The organism is Microbacterium sp. F1-18 (genome assembly GCF_052921305.1).
The window spans coordinates 520,706-537,269 of the sequence record NZ_JBREVD010000002.1; the positions used below are offsets into that span (position 1 = coordinate 520,706).

At 68.3% G+C, this 16,564-nt stretch carries 16 protein-coding genes, 1 tRNA gene and 1 other RNA gene; 11 read left to right on the forward strand and 7 right to left on the reverse strand.

What is annotated here, in order from left to right:
- Window positions 1-3: 3 nt before the first annotated feature.
- Window positions 4-1,188: an acetyl-CoA C-acyltransferase gene (locus ACU6RU_RS06690; protein WP_446726171.1), complete on the reverse strand. Its 1,185-nt coding sequence runs from the start codon at window positions 1,186-1,188 to the stop codon at window positions 4-6.
- A 156-nt stretch (window positions 1,189-1,344) separates the two neighbouring features.
- Window positions 1,345-1,420 (reverse strand) — tRNA-Lys (locus tag ACU6RU_RS06695).
- Window positions 1,421-1,514: 94 nt separating this feature from the next.
- On the opposite strand from ACU6RU_RS06695, the gene ACU6RU_RS06700 reads away from it, so the two are divergent.
- The 4 genes from ACU6RU_RS06700 to ACU6RU_RS06715 all read left to right on the forward strand — a co-directional run bounded on the left by ACU6RU_RS06700 (window position 1,515) and on the right by ACU6RU_RS06715 (window position 3,523).
- On the forward strand, window positions 1,515-2,351 hold the full coding sequence (locus ACU6RU_RS06700) for an inositol monophosphatase family protein (RefSeq protein ID WP_289331349.1): 837 nt from the start codon (window positions 1,515-1,517) through the stop codon (window positions 2,349-2,351).
- Window positions 2,348-2,911, forward strand: coding sequence for a hypothetical protein (locus ACU6RU_RS06705; protein ID WP_120262770.1), 564 nt, complete (start codon window positions 2,348-2,350; stop codon window positions 2,909-2,911). The genes ACU6RU_RS06700 and ACU6RU_RS06705 overlap by 4 nt, the downstream gene beginning before the upstream one ends.
- Complete coding sequence (locus ACU6RU_RS06710) at window positions 2,911-3,303, forward strand: nuclear transport factor 2 family protein (protein ID WP_120262771.1); 393 nt, start codon at window positions 2,911-2,913, stop codon at window positions 3,301-3,303. The genes ACU6RU_RS06705 and ACU6RU_RS06710 overlap by 1 nt, the downstream gene beginning before the upstream one ends.
- Window positions 3,304-3,364: 61 nt before the next feature.
- Entirely contained in the window at window positions 3,365-3,523 is a 159-nt protein-coding gene (locus tag ACU6RU_RS06715; protein WP_176786791.1) for a hypothetical protein, read from the forward strand.
- A 578-nt stretch (window positions 3,524-4,101) separates the two neighbouring features.
- Here the strand turns inward: ACU6RU_RS06715 and ssrA are convergent.
- Window positions 4,102-4,471: a transfer-messenger RNA gene (ssrA, locus tag ACU6RU_RS06720) on the reverse strand.
- A gap of 132 nt (window positions 4,472-4,603) precedes the next feature.
- On the opposite strand from ssrA, the gene ACU6RU_RS06725 reads away from it, so the two are divergent.
- Window positions 4,604-5,266 carry an SIMPL domain-containing protein gene (locus tag ACU6RU_RS06725; RefSeq protein ID WP_120262772.1) on the forward strand — a complete coding sequence of 221 codons (663 nt, stop codon included), beginning with the start codon at window positions 4,604-4,606 and terminating at the stop codon, window positions 5,264-5,266.
- 43 nt (window positions 5,267-5,309) lie between these two features.
- Here ACU6RU_RS06725 and smpB read toward each other — a convergent pair whose 3' ends face one another.
- The 4 genes from smpB to prfB form a co-directional block, all read right to left on the reverse strand.
- Window positions 5,310-5,786, reverse strand: a complete 477-nt coding sequence (smpB, locus tag ACU6RU_RS06730) for an SsrA-binding protein SmpB (protein ID WP_112614374.1) — start codon at window positions 5,784-5,786, stop codon at window positions 5,310-5,312.
- 86 nt (window positions 5,787-5,872) lie between these two features.
- The gene (ftsX, locus tag ACU6RU_RS06735) at window positions 5,873-6,787 is read right to left on the reverse strand and encodes a permease-like cell division protein FtsX (RefSeq protein WP_289331347.1); all 915 of its coding nucleotides are present in this window, start codon (window positions 6,785-6,787) and stop codon (window positions 5,873-5,875) included.
- Window positions 6,784-7,764: a cell division ATP-binding protein FtsE gene (gene ftsE / locus ACU6RU_RS06740; RefSeq protein WP_446726172.1), complete on the reverse strand. Its 981-nt coding sequence runs from the start codon at window positions 7,762-7,764 to the stop codon at window positions 6,784-6,786. The genes ftsX and ftsE overlap by 4 nt, the downstream gene beginning before the upstream one ends.
- A gap of 81 nt (window positions 7,765-7,845) precedes the next feature.
- Window positions 7,846-8,958, reverse strand: coding sequence for a peptide chain release factor 2 (gene prfB / locus ACU6RU_RS06745; RefSeq protein WP_120262775.1), 1,113 nt, complete (start codon window positions 8,956-8,958; stop codon window positions 7,846-7,848).
- Between the two features lie 25 nt (window positions 8,959-8,983).
- Between prfB and ACU6RU_RS06750 the strand changes: the two genes are divergently transcribed.
- The 6 genes from ACU6RU_RS06750 to opgC all read left to right on the forward strand — a co-directional run bounded on the left by ACU6RU_RS06750 (window position 8,984) and on the right by opgC (window position 16,551).
- Window positions 8,984-10,321: an MFS transporter gene (locus ACU6RU_RS06750; RefSeq protein ID WP_446726315.1), complete on the forward strand. Its 1,338-nt coding sequence runs from the start codon at window positions 8,984-8,986 to the stop codon at window positions 10,319-10,321.
- 1 nt (window position 10,322) lies between these two features.
- Window positions 10,323-11,183 carry an endo alpha-1,4 polygalactosaminidase gene (locus tag ACU6RU_RS06755; protein WP_446726173.1) on the forward strand — a complete coding sequence of 287 codons (861 nt, stop codon included), beginning with the start codon at window positions 10,323-10,325 and terminating at the stop codon, window positions 11,181-11,183.
- Between the two features lie 91 nt (window positions 11,184-11,274).
- Window positions 11,275-13,281, forward strand: a complete 2,007-nt coding sequence (locus ACU6RU_RS06760) for a glycosyltransferase family 2 protein (RefSeq protein ID WP_446726174.1) — start codon at window positions 11,275-11,277, stop codon at window positions 13,279-13,281.
- A 3-nt stretch (window positions 13,282-13,284) separates the two neighbouring features.
- Window positions 13,285-13,620: an STAS domain-containing protein gene (locus ACU6RU_RS06765; RefSeq protein ID WP_120262779.1), complete on the forward strand. Its 336-nt coding sequence runs from the start codon at window positions 13,285-13,287 to the stop codon at window positions 13,618-13,620.
- Complete coding sequence (locus tag ACU6RU_RS06770) at window positions 13,613-14,032, forward strand: ATP-binding protein (protein WP_446726175.1); 420 nt, start codon at window positions 13,613-13,615, stop codon at window positions 14,030-14,032. The genes ACU6RU_RS06765 and ACU6RU_RS06770 overlap by 8 nt, the downstream gene beginning before the upstream one ends.
- Complete coding sequence (opgC, locus tag ACU6RU_RS06775; RefSeq protein ID WP_446726176.1) at window positions 14,029-16,551, forward strand: OpgC domain-containing protein; 2,523 nt, start codon at window positions 14,029-14,031, stop codon at window positions 16,549-16,551. Before ACU6RU_RS06770 ends, opgC begins: the two co-directional genes overlap by 4 nt.
- The last annotated feature ends 13 nt before the right edge of the window (window positions 16,552-16,564 follow it).

A 16,564-nucleotide genomic window follows, 5' to 3' on the forward strand; every position in this document is an offset into this window, starting at 1 on the left:
GTATCAGCGCGTGAGGATCAGCGCCTCGCCCTGTCCACCACCACCGCAGAGCCCCGCCACGGCCGTGCCCGCTCCGCGACGCACGAGTTCGTGCGCCAGGTGCACGACGAGACGTGCGCCCGACGCACCGATGGGGTGCCCGAGCGCGATCCCGCCTCCGTCGACGTTGACGATGTCGGATGAGACACCGAGGCGACGCTCCGAGGCGGCGACGACCGAGCCGAAGGCCTCGTTGATCTCGATGAGATCCACGTCGGATACCGCGATGCCGTCCTTGGCCAGTGCGCGTTCGATCGCGGCGGCGGGCTGCTCGTGCAGTGAGTTGTCGGGCCCGGCGACCTGACCATTGGCGCCGAGCGCGGCCATCACCGTCCATCCCTCGCGCTCCGCCCGGTCTCGGGTGGTCAGAATGACCACTGCGGCACCGTCGGAGATCTGCGACGCATTGCCGGCGGTAATCGAGCCGCCCTTCGCGAAAGCGGGACGCAGGCCCGCGAGAGTCTCGAGCGTGGTGTCGGGACGGATGCCTTCGTCGGCATCGACGATGACCGGCTCCCCACGTCGCTGCGGCACCGTCACGGGCGCCATCTCTGCGCTGAAGCGGCCCTCGGCCCGTGCCGCAGCGGCGCGCTCATGCGAGCGTGCGGCCACGGCATCCTGATCTCCTCGTGACACGGCGAAACGCGGGTTGAGGCGCTCGGTCGACGCCCCCATGCTCTCGCGGCCGTACGCATCGGTGAGGCCGTCGAAGGCAGCGTGGTCGAGCACCTCGATCGAGCCGTACGACCAACCGGAGCGGGATCCGGGCAGAAGGTGGGGTGCCCGGCTCATAGATTCCATGCCTCCGGCGACGACCACCTCAGCATCTCCGAGGGCGATCATGCGCGACGCGTCGATGATCGCCGTGAGCCCGGAGAGACAGACTTTGTTGACGCTGGATGCGGGGACGTCCCAACCGATGCCGCCGGACAGCGCCGCCTGCCGTGCGGGATTCTGTCCATTGCCCGCCGGGAGGACCTGCCCCATGATGACGGCGTCCACCGACGCGGCCTCGACGCCCGATGCGGAGAGAGCACCGGCAATGGCGGCGCCACCGAGCTCGGGGGCCGGCATCGACGACAGCGCGCCCTGCAGGCGGCCTTGCGGCGTGCGGGCAGCGGCGACGATGACGATCTCGGGCGTGGTCATGCACTCAGCCTACGAGCCCCAGACCGCCACCACTCCCGGCGGTCGAGCCGACGTAAACGGCACCTCTGCCGATGCCGATGCGACCATTCGCGTCGGCTCACGTTCGCACAACACACGAAGGCCCCGCAACTGGCGAGAGTTGCGGGGCCTTCGTGCTGGTGCACCCCCTGGGACTCGAACCCAGAACCCACTGATTAAGAGTCAGTTGCTCTGCCGATTGAGCTAGAGGTGCAGGCTGTTCGCAGTGAAGCGAACCGAGGAGAAACGTTACCCCACTTCACGTCACGACGCCAATCGGGGCCCCCGGCGCGTCGTATCCTTGAGCCGTGACCCCCACCACACCGGATCCGACAGCGGCTTCCGCAGACGCCCTGGCCGACGACCTGGCATTCGCACTCCGGCTTGCGGATGCGGCCGACGCCGTCAGTATGGCCCGATTCGACGCGGCCGACCTCGACGTGCAACTGAAGGCGGACGCGTCGCACGTCACCGAGGCAGATCTCGCCACCGAGCGCGCCATCCGCGACCTGTTGAGCGCGGAGCGGCCTGCCGACGGCGTGCTGGGCGAGGAATACGGCGCCACCGGCGACGCCAGACGTCAGTGGATCATCGACCCCATCGACGGCACGGCGAACTACCTCAAGGGCATCCCCATGTGGGCGACGCTCATCGCTCTGGCCGTCGACGGCGTGCCCGAGGTGGGTGTCGTGAGTCAGCCGGCCATCGGGCGCCGGTGGTGGGCTGCCGCCGGCCGCGGCGCCTGGACGAACGTTCCCGGCGAGACCGCCCCCCGACGCATATCGGTGTCATCGATCGATGATCTCGCGCACTCGAGCATCAGCTTCCAGAGCCTCCACCAGTGGGACGAGGTCGGCCGTGGTGAACAGCTCCTCGCCCTCTCGCGGCGCGTCTGGCGCGATCGTGGCTACGGCGACGCGTGGCCGTACATGCTCCTCGCGGAGGGGCGGTTGGAGTTCGTGGCCGAGTTCGGGGTGAAGGAGTACGACATCGCCGCACATGTCCCGATCGTGACCGAGGCAGGCGGACGCTTCACCGACATCGACGGCGCCCCATCGGTGTCGACGCGCTCGTCGCTCGCGACCAACGGCATCCTGCACGACACCTTCCTCGAACTGCTCTCTCGCAACGGGGGCGACGCATGACCCGCCGCCGGCGCGCACCCCTCGTCATTGCGACCGGCTCGGCCGTGGCTCTGATGCTGTTGAGCGGCTGCTCCGCGCCCGAGCCCCAAGAGACCGCTCCCCCCGAAGCCGTCCCCTCCTCGCCCGTAGCGACGCCCGAGGCCACCGCTTCGGAGCCGGCTCTGCCCGACCCGACGTGCGAGAACATCATCCGCGAAGCGAGCCTCGACGAACTGCAATCGCAGGGCTGGGAGTACGAGCAAGGGCCGTTCATGATCGGTGAGACGGAGATCGATGCAGGCGTGTCCTGCACCTGGACGAACGCGGCCGAACCCGGCGGCAACATCCTCCAGTTCGGCTGGGCGCCGCTCACCGCCGCCGAGACCACCGAGGCCCAGCGCACCCTCGAATCGCAAGGGTGGATCCGCGAAGAGGGCGACGACGGGGTCTACCTGACCGAAGACCCGTCTTTCGCGCTCAACATCGACGGCGACGGCTACGGCGTCACCTACTTCTTCGGCGAGGGCTATGCCCAGGTAGCCGACGTGAAGCAGGGCCTCGTCGTCATCGAGCGACGTTGATGAACGACGTCGAAGCCGTCGGCGTCGCTGACGATCTGGCCGGGCGCATCCGCGACGCCGAGCGCGACCTGCTCACGAGTGCCGTGCGACAGGACGCCCGACGCCTTCGCGAGCTCATCCACCCGGATTTCACCGAGATCGGCCGGTCGGGTCGCCTGTGGACGCGGTCTGACCTCCTCGTCGAGCTCATGGAGGAAGCCACACGCGACACTCCGCACACGGATGAATGGGTCATCCAGCGGCTTGACGTCGACACGGTGCTCGTCACCTATCGCCTCGTCGCCGGCACGCGCGTCAGCCGCCACTCGTCGGTCTGGGCGACATCGGGCGACGCCCTCGCCTTGCGATTCCACCAGGGGACGGAACAGTCGCCCGCAGACGCGCGCCCATAGGGTCTGCGGAACGCGAGGTCAAGCACGTGCGTCTGAGCTCGCGTCGCGCGACAATGAGGACATGCCTGCACTTGCGATCATCCTCATCATCATCGGCATCGCGTTGCTGTTCACCGGAATCTTCGTCGAAGCGGTGAAGTTCCTGCTGTTCGTCGGCATCGCGCTCATCATCATCGCGGTCATCGCCTGGCTGATGCGGTCCATCCGTAACAAGACCTGACCGCCCGAACCGGCGAAGGCCCCTGCCCCTCACTCGAGGGCGGGGGCCTTCGCCGTACCTTCCTCCGAGCGCCGCATCTTGCTGTGATCACGGCCATGGAGCGGACCACACGGCACCGGCACGCTGACGGGCATCGGCGTTGAGCGCGGCGGCCCTGCCGAGCGCTTGGGGGACGTTCGAGGCAGAACCGCCGCTGGGCTGGGATGGCCGACGCGCCAAAGATAAAGGATGAGCGCGCCCCGCATAAGCCCCCTGTCGACGAGGCTGCCCCGGGTGGGACCGTAGCGGGTCGCTTCCGATGCGCGCGGCACGCATTTGGGGGCCGCGCTGCGCGCGCCGGGGCGACCCCACGCTCGCGAGCCCACCCACCTGCGACGCGGATCGCGGCGGCCCCAACAGCAATCCGATCGTCGAATCGCTCCGAACCGACCCGCGTGCACCGGGTGCATTTGGGGGGCACGCGGTGCGCGAGCCCCGCCTGATTCGGGTCAGGACGGGGCGACCTCCACCCGAGAGACCAAAGCCCCCGATCCCACTACTTCCAGGGGATCGGGGGCTATGCAGCGTGACAGCGGCAGTGGTGGAGATGGGGGGAATCGAACCCCCGTCCATCGCTGAGATACGGCGTCTTCTCCGGGCGCAGTCTGTAGAGGCGTTCTGCTCGGCCCCGACTTTCAGTACAGACACATAAGTCGACAGGCCCAGTCCGGGAAGAGTCCCGCGTGACGTCCGGACGCCGTCACGCAGCAAGATCCCTAGATGACGCCAGGGTCCGTGGCGGGATCACACACGGTCTGACGGACTATCGGGCTCGCTTATGCAGCGAGGGCGAAGTCAGTGCGCTTGGATTCGGCACTTATTGGTTTGCAGAGATCGTTAACGAGATAACCCTGCATCCTCGGCCCGCTTCTCGCCGACACACAGGCGATGTCGAAACCGATCATCCCCATGAGCCTTCGAACGAAGGGCCGCTGTCACACTGTGGAGTTACCAACCCGGATGCCGCAGCACCCGAGCACTACAGACTACAACCGATCGCCACTCGGCGCCATTCCCGCGCACCCGGCCTAGAGTCGGACCATGGCAGACATCCTCATCTCCGTCCGCGGCGAGGCCGAACGACGTGTCCAGCCCGAGGTCGCCGTGGTCCACGCCGCCGCGACCGCCGACGGCGCCGAGAGGAGCGCCGTGGCGTCGCGGGTGGCCGCCACGATAGCGCCGTTGCGCACACGACTCGAGGAACTCGCCCGAGCGGGAGTCGTCTCGACCTGGTCGAGCGGATCCGTCGCGACGTGGTCCGACCGGCCCTGGAATGCCGAGGGGAACCAGCTCGCGCCTGTCCACCACGCGACGATAGAGCTGGTCGCCGCCTTCGACGACATCCGCGCACTGGACGAATGGGTGTCGCTCCTCGCGGACGACGACGGCATGCGCGTGTCGAACGTCGAATGGCAGCTCTCCCCCGCGACGCTATCGAGCATCGAGGGCGAGGTCGCGACCTCAGCGGTCGGCGTCGCCGTTGCCCGCGCGACCGCGTACGCGACAGCGCTCGGCCACGCGACGGTCGAGCCCGTCGAGATCGCAGATGTCGGACTGCTCAGCGGTGGCGACGCGCCGCCCGCGGCGCCGATGTTCGCGCGCGCGGCCACGATGTCGGCCGACGCATCATCCGGAGGAGTGGAACTCCGTCCCAGCGAGATCGTCGTGACAGCCGCGGTGGAGGCCCGCTTCCGCGCGCGCTGACGCGGAGCGCATCACAGGATTCGCCTGGCGAATGCGCCCGCCGCTACTCGCCGAGACGGTTGCGGGTGCGCATCGCGCGTTCAGCCTCGCGCTTGTCCTCGCGCTCGCGGATGGTCTGACGCTTCTCGAACTCGCGCTTACCCTTCGCGACCGCGATCTCGACCTTCGCCCGACCGTCCGAGAAGTACAGCCGCAGAGGCACGAGGGTGTAGCCGCCGGCACTGACCGCGTGCGACAGCTTGATGATCTCCTCTTTGTGCAGCAGCAGTTTGCGCGTGCGCTTGGTGGCGTGATTCGTCCAGTGCCCCTGGGAGTACTCGGGAATGTGAACCGCATCGAGGTACGCCTGGCCGTTATCGATGTAGGCGTAGCCGTCGGTGAGATTGGCACGCCCCTGGCGCAGCGACTTCACCTCGGTGCCGGTCAGCACGAGACCGGCCTCATACGTCTTCTCGATGGCGTAGTCGTGTCGGGCGCGCTTGTTGCTCGCCACGAGCTTCTCGCCCTGTTCCTTCGGCATGACGCGCCTCCTTCCTGATGCACTGGCGCAGCCCTACAGTCTAGGGGCACACCCGCGGCATGCTCGACGGGAAAGCCCGGCGTTGGTCAGGTGCGCAGCCATCGGCGGATGGCGAACCCCGCAGAGACGGCTGCCAGAGCCACGCCGATCACGATCACCGCCGGCACCACCACCGCGACGTCTCCGAGGTTGACCCAGCTCGTGACGAAGTCGATCTGCGACGACAGATAGTCGCCGACGCCGATCTGCACCATCGCGATGATCGCGACGCTCGCGAGCGCCGACCCGATCAACGCGGCGAACACACCCTCGAGGATGAACGGGGTCTGGATGAACCGATTGGACGCGCCCACGAGGCGCATGATGCCGAGCTCTCGCCGGCGCGCATAAGCGGAGAGGCGAATCGTGGTCGCGATCAGAAGCACCGCGGCGATCAGCATCAGTCCGGCGATCCCGACCGCGATGTACGTGGCGACGGTGAGCGCGGAGAACAGCGGGTCGAGGTATTGCAGCTGGTTCGCGACCTCCTCGACCCCGTCGAAGTCCTTGAACGCCTCGCTGATCACATCGCTCTGCGACGGATCGGCGAGGTTGACCCAGTAGGTGTTGTTGAGCTGCTCCGGGCTGACGAACTCGGCGTAGTCCTGCCCCATGAGTGACAGGACGTTGTCGTACGCCTCCTGACTCGTCTCGAAGCGCACCTCGCGGACGACGCTCTGCAGCGCGGGAGACTCGAGTCGCTCGGCGACGGCGGCGATCTGTTCGTCGGTCGCAGCTCCGTCGGCGCAGTTCTGCACCGCGGCGTCCTCACGGCACATGTAGACGGCGACCTGAGCACGCTCGGCCCAGTAGTCCTTCGTCTTGCTGATCTGCATCTGCATGAGCATCGCCGCACCCACGAACGTGAGCGAGACGAAGGTGACGAGCACGACGGAGATCACCATCGACGCGTTGCGACGCAGGCCTGTCAGGGCCTCACCGAGGATCAGACCGACTCTCATGACGTGGGCCCCACTTCGTCGGTGCGATCGTCGCTATCGCCGAGTCCGAGCTTCTTCGCGACATCGGGGAGGCCGAGGCCGGCGAGGTCGATGTCAGGGGCGACGATCGGGATGGCCCGCGTCTCGCCCACGGGCGGCGGAGGTTCGACGGGAGCCTCGGGCGCGTCCGGAACGGGGACGTGGGCCGCCGGAGGGGTCTCGGCGATCTCGCGCTGCAGTTCGAGCACAGCCGTGAGGGCGGCGACCGCGGCGGCACCGCGCACCGGCTCGGGAGCGAGGCTGGGCAACGCGGAGGTGTCGCCGTAGCCGCCACCGACCTCATCGCGCACCATGACGCCGCCGCTCAGCTCGATGACTCGTCGCTGCATCTGGTCGACGAAGCCGGCCTCGTGCGTGGCCATGACGACCGTTGTGCCGTTGGCGTTGATGCGCGCGAGCAGCTGCATGATGTCGACGGATGTCGCGGGGTCGAGGTTTCCCGTCGGCTCGTCGGCCAGCAGCACCTGCGGACGGTTGACGATCGCGCGTGCGATGGCGACGCGCTGCTGCTCACCACCGGAGAGCTCGTGCGGCAGCCGCTTCTCCTTGCCCGCGAGGCCGACGAGAGCGAGCGCCTCCGGGACCGCCTGCGAGATGAATGCTCGCGACGAGCCGATCACCTGAAGGGTGAAGGCGACGTTCTGGAAGACGGTCTTGTTGGGCAGCAGCCGGAAGTCCTGGAACACGGCACCGATGTGGCGACGGAAGTAGGGGACCTTGCGCGTCGAGAGACCGCGCAGATCACGGCCGAGCACGACCACGCGCCCCTCGGACGCGACGTCCTCGCGCAGGATCATCCGCAGACACGACGACTTGCCGGATCCGGATGCGCCGACGAGGAAGACGAACTCGCCGCGCTGGATCTCGAAGTCGACGTCGCTGAGCGCGGGCTTCGAGGTGCCGCGATACCGCTTGCTGACGTGTTCGAACCGGATCATGACTCGATGAGCCTAAGCCGCTCCCCCGCACAACCGAGCCGCGACACCCGCGCGCCGCGGCATCCGCGCCTCAGCACTCGATCAGGCGTCGTCGTCCTTGCGCTTGCGCCAGCGGATGCCGGCGGCGATGAATCCGTCGAGGTCGCCGTCGAACACGGTCGAGGGGTTCCCGACCTCGTGGCCCGTGCGGAGGTCTTTCACGAGCTGCTGTCCGTAGAGGAAGTATGAGCGCATCTGGTCGCCCCAGCTCGCGGTGATGGTGCCCGCCAGCTCCTTCTTCTTCGCCGCCTCCTCCTCGCGCTGAAGCAGCATGAGGCGGGTCTGCAGAACCCGCATGGCCGCGGCGCGGTTCTGGATCTGCGACTTCTCGTTCTGCATCGAGACGACGATGCCGGTGGGGATGTGCGTGATCCGGACGGCCGAGTCAGTGGTGTTGACCGACTGGCCACCCGGTCCCGACGAACGGAAGACGTCGACACGGATGTCGTTCTCGGGCACGTCGACCTCGACGGCCTCCTCCATCACGGGGATGACCTCGACCGCGGCGAAGCTCGTCTGACGCTTGTCGGCGGAACCGAAGGGACTGATCCGGGCCAGACGGTGCGTTCCGGCCTCGACCGACAGAGTGCCGTACGCATAGGGCGCGTCGACCTCGAAGGTGGCCGACTTGATGCCCGCGCCTTCGGCGTAGGAGGTGTCCATGACCTTCACGGGGTACTTGTGGCGCTCGGCCCAGCGCAGGTACATGCGCAGGAGCATGTCGGCGAAGTCGGTGGCGTCGTCACCGCCGGCGCCCGAGCGGATGGTCACGACGGCGGCGCGGTCGTCGTATTCGCCGTCGAGGAGCGTCTGGACCTCGAGCTGACCGATGACCTCTTCGAGCTGCTTCAGCTCCTTGCGAGCTTCATCGGCAGATTCCTCGTCGTCCATCTCGATCGCGAGCTCCACCAGCACATCGAGATCGTCGAGGCGGCGCTCGACCTCGGTGACGCGCTTGAGCTCGGCCTGGCGGTGGCTGAGCGCGCTGGTGACCTTCTGCGCCTTCTCGACGTCGTCCCAGAGATCGGGCGCGCCGGCCTCCTCGGAGAGGCGGGCGATCTCGGCCCGGAGCGCCTCGACGTCGACCACCGCCTGGATGTCGGCGAACGTGGAGCGCAGGGCCTGGATGTCGGCGGAGATATCGAATTCGAGCATGGCACTCCAGAGTATCGTGGAAGCAATGGGAGCCAGCGACGAGAACGAACCGATCCGCCGCGTTCTCTGGCGTCTCGCCCCGATGATCTACGGGCCGACGACGCTGTTCGGGCTCGGCGAGGGCGCGGTCATCCCCCTGATCCCCGTGATCGCCGCGCAGCTCGGCGCGGATGTCGCCACCTCGGCGCTGGTGGCCGCAGCTCTGGTCGTCGGCCAACTGTGCGGCAATCTCCCTGCGGGGTGGGCGGTTGCGCGCATCGGCGAGCGGGCGACCATGATCATCGCGGGTCTTCTCGCCCTCGTCGGCGTGGCGGCGATGGCGTTCGCGCCGGTGCTCGGGGTGTTCGCGGCATCCGTCTTCCTCATCGGCATCTGCGCGGCCGCATTCGGCGTGGCGCGCCACGCCTTCATGACGACCCGCGTGCCCGTCACCTTCCGCGCCCGGGCGCTGTCGCTGCTCGGCGGCAGCTTCCGCCTCGGCATGTTCGTCGGTCCCTTCATCGCCGCCGCGCTGCTGTGGTTGTTCGGTGATGAGCACGCCACGATCTGGTTCTTCGGGATCTGCCTCGTCGCGATGATCGCGCTCGTCGCGTTCGGTCCCGAACCCGAGAAGCGCCTGGGCGCCGTGCCCGCCGTCGCTCGGACCGCCGAGGGTGAGGCACTGACGACCGCGCCGGTGCGCACCCGGCGAGTGCCCGGCACGGGCGTCGTCCGCACCGCCTGGCGAAATCGCGATGTGCTCGCCCGCCTCGGCGTCGCCGCCGCGTCACTATCGGCGCTGCGCTCCACCCGCCAGGTTCTGCTGCCCCTCTGGGGCGTCGCGATCGGGCTCGACGGGTCGACGATCGCACTCGTGGTCGGGGTCTCGGGCGCGATCGACTTCGCCCTCTTCTACGCCAGCGGGCAGGTCATGGACCGCTTCGGGCGTCTCTGGGCAGCGCTCCCCGCGATGCTGCTGATGAGCGCCGGCCTGATCGCACTCGCGCTGACATCCGCCAGCGCGCAGCCGGAGCTGTGGTTCGCGCTGTTCGCGGCGGTGCTCGGCGTCGGCAACGGCCTCTCGAGCGGCATCCTCCTCACCCTGGGAGCGGATGTCGCACCGACCACGAATCCCGCCCCGTTCCTCGGGTCGTGGCGGACGCTGACCGATGCGGGCGGCGCGATCGCACCGCTGCTGGTCTCCGGTATCACCGCCGTCGCGTCGCTCCCCGTCGCCGCCGCCGTCATGGGCGGCTTCGGTCTCGCCGGAGCTTTCGGCTTCATCCGGTGGGTCCCCCGGTTCGTCCCCCGGACCCGGCTGGATCGCACGCCTGGCGTCACCGACGAACCGGACGCGCCCGACGCGCCGGACCCGTCCGCGTAGCATGCTCTCCGCGCGACGACTCTCCGCGACCGCCGCTACCGCCGCGGCGGTGCTGGCTGTCGCCCTGCTTGCGGGGTGCGCCACGACCGCCCCGATGCAGACGCGAACCGATGACACGGCGAGTCCGCCCCTGCTGGGCGACGTCGCACTGCCACCGACAGACGGGCTCCCCGACTATCAGCTCGGCGGCGCCTACCCGACTGCCGATGACGTTCGGATCGTCGGCCGCGACCGCGCATCCGAGCCCGCCGCCGGCGCCTACTCGATCTGCTACGTGAACGGGTTCCAGACGCAACCCGGCGAGCTCGACCTGTGGGAGAGCGACCTGCTCCTCACGGTCGCCGGAGCCCCCGTCGTCGACCCGGAGTGGCCCGACGAGGTGCTGCTCGACCCGTCCACGGCAGACAAGCGGGATCGGATCCTCGATCTGGTGGCCACGTGGATCCGCGGATGCGCGGAGTCGGGCTTCGATGCCGTCGAGTTCGACAATCTCGACTCCTTCACGCGATCAGGTGATGCCCTCGACATCGAGGGGAACCTCGCTCTCGCCGCTGCTTACGTCGATGCGGCCCACGCCGTGGGACTCGCAGCCGGGCAGAAGAACGCGGCGGACTTCGCACCCCGGCTGCACGAGGAGGCGGGTTTCGACTTCGCGGTCGTCGAGGAGTGCGCAGCGTATCGAGAGTGCGACGAGTATCGCGACGTCTACGGAACGGCTGTCGTGGACATCGAGTACACCGACAATCTGCCGCGGACCTGGGCCGAGATATGCGCTGACCCCTCCACCCCCGCGTCCGTCGTCCTCCGGGATCGTGACCTCACCGTCGAGGGTGATCCTGAGCATGTGATGACCCACTGCTGAGGCGAATCATGGTGTGACCGGCCACCCGGGCGCAACCCGTTTCGTCTGGCGAACGACCCCTGAGAGCGTGGGCTGCGACCGAGGGAGATCAATGGTCGTCGAAACGACACTTGGCCGCGAGGGTACGCGGCGCGATGTGGCGCGCCGCTCGAAGAGGTCGGCCCGGCGCCTCGCGCTGATCCGCCTCGTGGTTCTCCTCGCGGCGATCTCCGGCCTGAACTACATCGTGTGGCGCTGGCTCGCCTCGGTGAACTGGGAGGCGTGGTGGATAGCCGTGCCGCTCGTGCTCGCGGAGACATACAGCCTCATCGACTCGCTCATCTTCGCTATCGGCGCCTGGCGTCTGCGCGAACGCCACGACGCGCCGCCCTTGACGCGCGAGGTCACCGTCGACGTCCTCGTCACGACCTACAACGAACCGCTCGACCTCGTCATGCGCACGGCCCGTGCCGCCCAGGCCATCAGCTACCCGCATGAAACGTGGATCCTCGACGACGGCGATCGACCCGAGCTCCGCCGTCTCGCCGAGGCGGAGGGCATCGGCGTCGTCACCAGGTCGCAGGCGTGGCGTGACCGGCCACGCCACGCGAAGGCCGGGAACATCAACAACGCCCTCATGGTGACGGAGGGCGAGTTCCTGCTGATCCTCGACGCCGACCAAGTGCCTTCGCCGAGAATCCTCGATCGGACACTCGGCTGGTTCATGGACGACAAGGTCGCCCTCGTCCAGACGCCGCAGTGGTTCGTGAACGTACCGCCCAGCGACCCGCTCGGCAGCCAGGCCCCACTGTTCTATGGCCCGATCCAGCAGTCCAAAGACGGCTGGAACGCGGCGTTCTTCTGCGGGTCCAACGCGATCCTGCGCCGCGAAGCCCTCATGCAGCTCGGCGTCTCGCGCTACGTCGATGAAGTGACGCTGGCCGTCAATCGCGGCGTGCGGTCGTCGCGCCGGGTGCTGACTCGTGCACGCCGCGACCACGGTTCCGACCCCCGCATCGCCGCCGCCCTCGACACCGTCGAAGACGCTCTCGATCAGGTGAAGGCCGAGATCGCGCGCGGTGACGCGCTCGCCGACGTGACCTATGCGTTCCAGAGCCGGATCGACCGCGTCCGCCGTGAGTTGAGCGACCAGGATGTGTCCGACGTCCGCGCAGAGCTGCGTGCGCTCGCGGAGCTCACCGCCGACACGGAGGCCCTCGCCGTCATCGACGAGGTCACCCTCGACGCTCTGGGCGATCGCAGTCTGTCACCGCTCGCCGCGCTCGAGTCGATCAGCATGCTCGTCTCGGCGTTCGACGTCGGACGCGACGAGGAGGCGCAGGCCATCATGCCCCTCGCGACCATCTCGGTGACCGAGGACATGGCGACGTCCATGCGGCTGCACGGGCTCGGTTGGAAGTCGGTGTACCACGACGAGGTGCTCGCCGAGGGCCTTGCTCCCGAAGACCTTCCCACGATGCTGACGCAGCGCCTCCGATGGGCACAGGGCACCATGCAGGTGATGTTCCGCGAGAACCCCCTCGTGCAACGCAGCCTTAGCTGGGGTCAGCGCATCATGTACTTCGGCACGATGTGGAGCTACCTGGCCGGCTTCGCCGGCATCGTCTACATCGCCGCGCCGGTGCTCTATCTGACGTTCGGGGTCATGCCGGTGCAGGCATGGAGCGTCGACTTCTTCGCACGGTTCATCCCCTTCTTCCTCCTCAATCAGCTGCTCTTCCTCGTCGTCGCCAACGGACGCCCCACGTGGCGCGGAGCGCAGTACTCTCTCGCGCTCTTCCCCGTCTGGATCCGCTCCGTGACGACCGCGTTCGCGAATGTCTACCGCGGTCGAGCCCTCGGCTTCGCCGTCACACCGAAGACCCGCGCCACCGAGGACAGCCCGCGGTGGGACCTCGTGAAGCCCCAGCTGATCGCCATGGCCGCGCTCGTCCTGTCGCTCGTCGCCGTCGGCATCCGGTACGCCGTCGGTCAAGCCGAGGGCATCGCGCCCCTCATCAACATCGTCTGGGTGCTGTACGACCTGATGGTCTTCAGCATCATCATCCGCGCCGTCCTCTACCGGCCGCCGGCGCACTTGGAACTGAAGGAGACCTGACACATGCTGGACCTCGATATCGACGTACGTGACAACGGTCGCGTCGTCCGCCCCCATGGCCGGCTCACGATGGTCTCCGCGCGGCCCTTCCGCGAGCGGATGACCGAGGAGATCGCCGCTGCCGGCGGTTCCCCCGTCGTCGTCGATCTCTCCGACGTCGCCTTCATCGACTCGTCGGGACTGGGAGCCCTCGTCGCCTGCCTCAAGACCGCTCGACAGGGCGGCGGCGACCTGCGGCTGGCCGCTCCGAGCGAACAAGTGACGATGGTGCTCGGCCTCACGAACCTCGATCGTGTGCTCCGGCCACGCGCGACCGTGCAGGACGCTCTCGATGGATGACGGAGTGCACCGGAGGCTCGTCGCCGAGGTCGTGCTGGAAAGCGTCGAGGCCGTTCACGACCTCCTCGCCTCGTGGTGGGAAGAGGTCGGCGAGGTCGCGCCGCGCGTGCGTTTCGCCTTCGAGACCGCCGTCGTGGAGATCGCCGGCAACATCGTCGAACACTCCGTCGCGGCGCAGGGCGCGGACGGCCGCCACTTCACGCTCGATCTCCACGCCACGCGCGAAGCTCTGACAGCGACGTTCGAGGATGACGCGCAGCCGGCGGAGCTCGACCTCAGTGCGGTGACGATGGCGACGGCCGATGCCGAAGACGGCCGCGGACTCGCTCTCGCGCTCGCGAGCGTCGACGCGCTCGACTACCGCTACGAGAACGGGCGCAACGTGTGGAGTCTCGAGTGCCGTCGCGAGTGAGACGACGCCTGAGACGGACACTGACAGCCCTCGCTTTCGCGGCCGCCGCTGCTCTGATCGCGGCGCCGGCTGCCGTTGCCGACACGGGCGCGGGTCCGGATGCCGCGGCAGCCCCCGACCCGGGGACAGCGGGCGTCGCGCAAGACGGGCTGTGGTTCGGCGCCGAGCTCGACTGGGGGTCCGACGGGCCCGACGGATACGCCGACCGACTCGGCGAGACGCCCGCGAGCTACGCCATCCGCCTGTCGTACCCGCTCGACGACAAGGCTCGGCAGGACTGGTCTCGTGCTGCCACCGCGGCTGCCGCCCAGGGGGCGGTGCTGATTCTGAGCATGGAGCCCCGGGCTTCGCTCTCAGACCTCACGCGCGAGGATGCCGCGGCGTTCAACGCGATGCTCGAGACGATGCAGGCCGACTACGACACGCACCATCTGGTGCGATTCGCCCCCGAGATGAACGGCTCGTGGACCTCGTGGGGGCAGCAGCCGCGGGAGTTCGTGCGCGCCTTCGAGACGGTGGCCGACGCCGTCCACGACGGCCGGTCGGGCGCGGAGATGGTCTGGGCCCCCTCGTATGGCGCGGGGTACCCGTTCGAACGCGCCGACGGCCGGCTCGATGACCTCTCCCCCGCCGATCTCCGTGCCCTCGACACCGACGACGACGGTCTGCTGACTGAGGCCGATGACCCGTACGGCCCCTACTTCCCCGACGCGGATGCCGTCGACCGGGTGGGTCTGACGATGTACTACTTCGGCAAAGGCGAGTCCGGCGCAGCCGCGGGTCGCGACGTGCCGCTCGTGTCGAACAGTGCGCCCGACGAGGGCGAGGTGGCCGCGCGCTTGGACGAGCAGTGGGGCTACACCGTGCCGCAGGCGGAGACCTTCTACGACCGGTTCGCGGCGGGCCAGGAGCGGGATCTCCTCCTCGACACCGGCGCGCTCTACGAGTTCTCACTCGACGGCGACTCCGAGCTCGCCGTCAAGCAGGGTTGGTGGCGACAGGTGCTCGCCGAGCTGCCCACCCACCCGCGGATCACCGCCGTCACCTGGCTCGAGGCCGTGCGCGAAGAGGCCGAGGCCGGTGCGCAGGAGGTCGATTGGCGGCTGACCGCGTCGCGCGAGCTCGCCGACGCGTTCCGGGCCGACCTCGTCGCCTCCGGGCAGGTGCAGTGGAGCCCGATCACCGACGTGATCACTCCGCAGGAGTCCGCGGCGAGCACCGTGCAGGTCCGCCAGGGCAACGACGAGATGAACTGGATCACCGGCACCGCAGCGGTGCTCGCCATCGCATTCCTCGTCTCGGGTGTCGTCGGGCGGACGCTGCCGTCGTGGCGCTACCTCGACGATTCCGCGACCCGCGACCTGCGCATCGACATGATGCGGGGCTTCGTCATCATCGTGGTCGTCGTCACCCACATCGAGGTGCTGAGCCCGTACTCCTTCGCATCGCTGAATATCATCGGCGCCATCACGGGCGCGGAGCTGTTCGTGCTCCTGAGCGGAATCGTGCTCGGCATGGTGTTCCCGGCCGCCGTCAAACGCGGCGGCGAGTGGGCCGCCGCCCTCGCCGCGTGGGCGCGCGCGCGGAAGCAGTACCTGGTCGCGCTCGCCGTCATCCTGCTGATCTTCATCATCAGTTTCGTGCCGTTCATCGACGCCTCGGCGATCATGACATTCACCGACCGAGGCACCGGCGAGGACGGGCAAACCACGACCGGGCGCGTCTACGACCTGTACCCCAACGCCGATCGCCTGCTCGACTACCCACCGCCCTGGTATGCGGTCAGGCAGTTCCTCCTCCTGGAGATGGGGCCGTGGCCGTTCAACATCATGGGCCTGTTCGTCGTCCTGAGTCTCGCCTACCCGGCCCTCATGTGGCTCATCCGCCGTCGCCTGTGGTGGCTCGTCCTCGCCGGAAGCTGGGGGCTCTACGCCCTGCACATCACGATGCCGGAGCTGTCGCCGCTGCCGTCGCAGTTCAACGCGGTCTTCCCCCTGCTGGCCTGGCAGGTGCTCTTCACGCACGGACTCGTCATCGGGTACTACCGGCGACCGATCATCCGGGCACTGACCTCGAGACCGGGAAAGATCCTCGTCGGCATCTTCGTCGTCGGCTACGCGGGGTTCCTCGTCTACCTCTGGGCGGGCGACAGCTTCGGGTTCGAGCCGACGCCGTTCCCGGCGGGCCTCTACGGGATGCTGTACGACTCGGGCTACCCGCGCATCGACCTGCACTGGGGGCGCCTGCTCGACCTCGTTCTCGTGATCACCTGCAGCTACGCCGTGCTCACGGTGGCCTGGAAGCCGATCAACGCGGTCATGGGGTGGCTGTGGATCCCGCTGGGGCAGGCGAGCCTGTACGTCTTCATCGTGCACGTGTTCTTCGTGCTGGCCGTCGCGAACATCCCCGGCCTCGACCGGCAGAGCTTCTGGCAGGGGACGCTCATCCATACCGCGGTCATCGCGCTCATCTACCTGATGGTGCGACGGCGGTTCCTGTTCTCGGTGATCCCCCGCTGAGCTCGGGGCCATC

What these genes read in the sequence shown, in the direction of transcription:
- ACU6RU_RS06690 (WP_446726171.1), bottom strand. Translation starts at nt 1,188, where the DNA reads ATGACCACGCCCGAGATCGTCATCGTCGCCGCTGCCCGCACGCCGCAA.
- ACU6RU_RS06705 (WP_120262770.1), top strand. Translation starts at nt 2,348, where the DNA reads ATGACCCGCCGCCGGCGCGCACCCCTCGTCATTGCGACCGGCTCGGCC.
- ACU6RU_RS06710 (WP_120262771.1), top strand. Translation starts at nt 2,911, where the DNA reads ATGAACGACGTCGAAGCCGTCGGCGTCGCTGACGATCTGGCCGGGCGC.
- ACU6RU_RS06715 (WP_176786791.1), top strand. Translation starts at nt 3,365, where the DNA reads ATGCCTGCACTTGCGATCATCCTCATCATCATCGGCATCGCGTTGCTG.
- ACU6RU_RS06725 (WP_120262772.1), top strand. Translation starts at nt 4,604, where the DNA reads ATGGCAGACATCCTCATCTCCGTCCGCGGCGAGGCCGAACGACGTGTC.
- smpB (WP_112614374.1), bottom strand. Translation starts at nt 5,786, where the DNA reads ATGCCGAAGGAACAGGGCGAGAAGCTCGTGGCGAGCAACAAGCGCGCC.
- ftsX (WP_289331347.1), bottom strand. Translation starts at nt 6,787, where the DNA reads ATGAGAGTCGGTCTGATCCTCGGTGAGGCCCTGACAGGCCTGCGTCGC.
- ftsE (WP_446726172.1), bottom strand. Translation starts at nt 7,764, where the DNA reads ATGATCCGGTTCGAACACGTCAGCAAGCGGTATCGCGGCACCTCGAAG.
- prfB (WP_120262775.1), bottom strand. Translation starts at nt 8,958, where the DNA reads ATGCTCGAATTCGATATCTCCGCCGACATCCAGGCCCTGCGCTCCACG.
- ACU6RU_RS06750 (WP_446726315.1), top strand. Translation starts at nt 8,984, where the DNA reads ATGGGAGCCAGCGACGAGAACGAACCGATCCGCCGCGTTCTCTGGCGT.
- ACU6RU_RS06755 (WP_446726173.1), top strand. Translation starts at nt 10,323, where the DNA reads ATGCTCTCCGCGCGACGACTCTCCGCGACCGCCGCTACCGCCGCGGCG.
- ACU6RU_RS06760 (WP_446726174.1), top strand. Translation starts at nt 11,275, where the DNA reads ATGGTCGTCGAAACGACACTTGGCCGCGAGGGTACGCGGCGCGATGTG.
- ACU6RU_RS06765 (WP_120262779.1), top strand. Translation starts at nt 13,285, where the DNA reads ATGCTGGACCTCGATATCGACGTACGTGACAACGGTCGCGTCGTCCGC.
- ACU6RU_RS06770 (WP_446726175.1), top strand. Translation starts at nt 13,613, where the DNA reads ATGGATGACGGAGTGCACCGGAGGCTCGTCGCCGAGGTCGTGCTGGAA.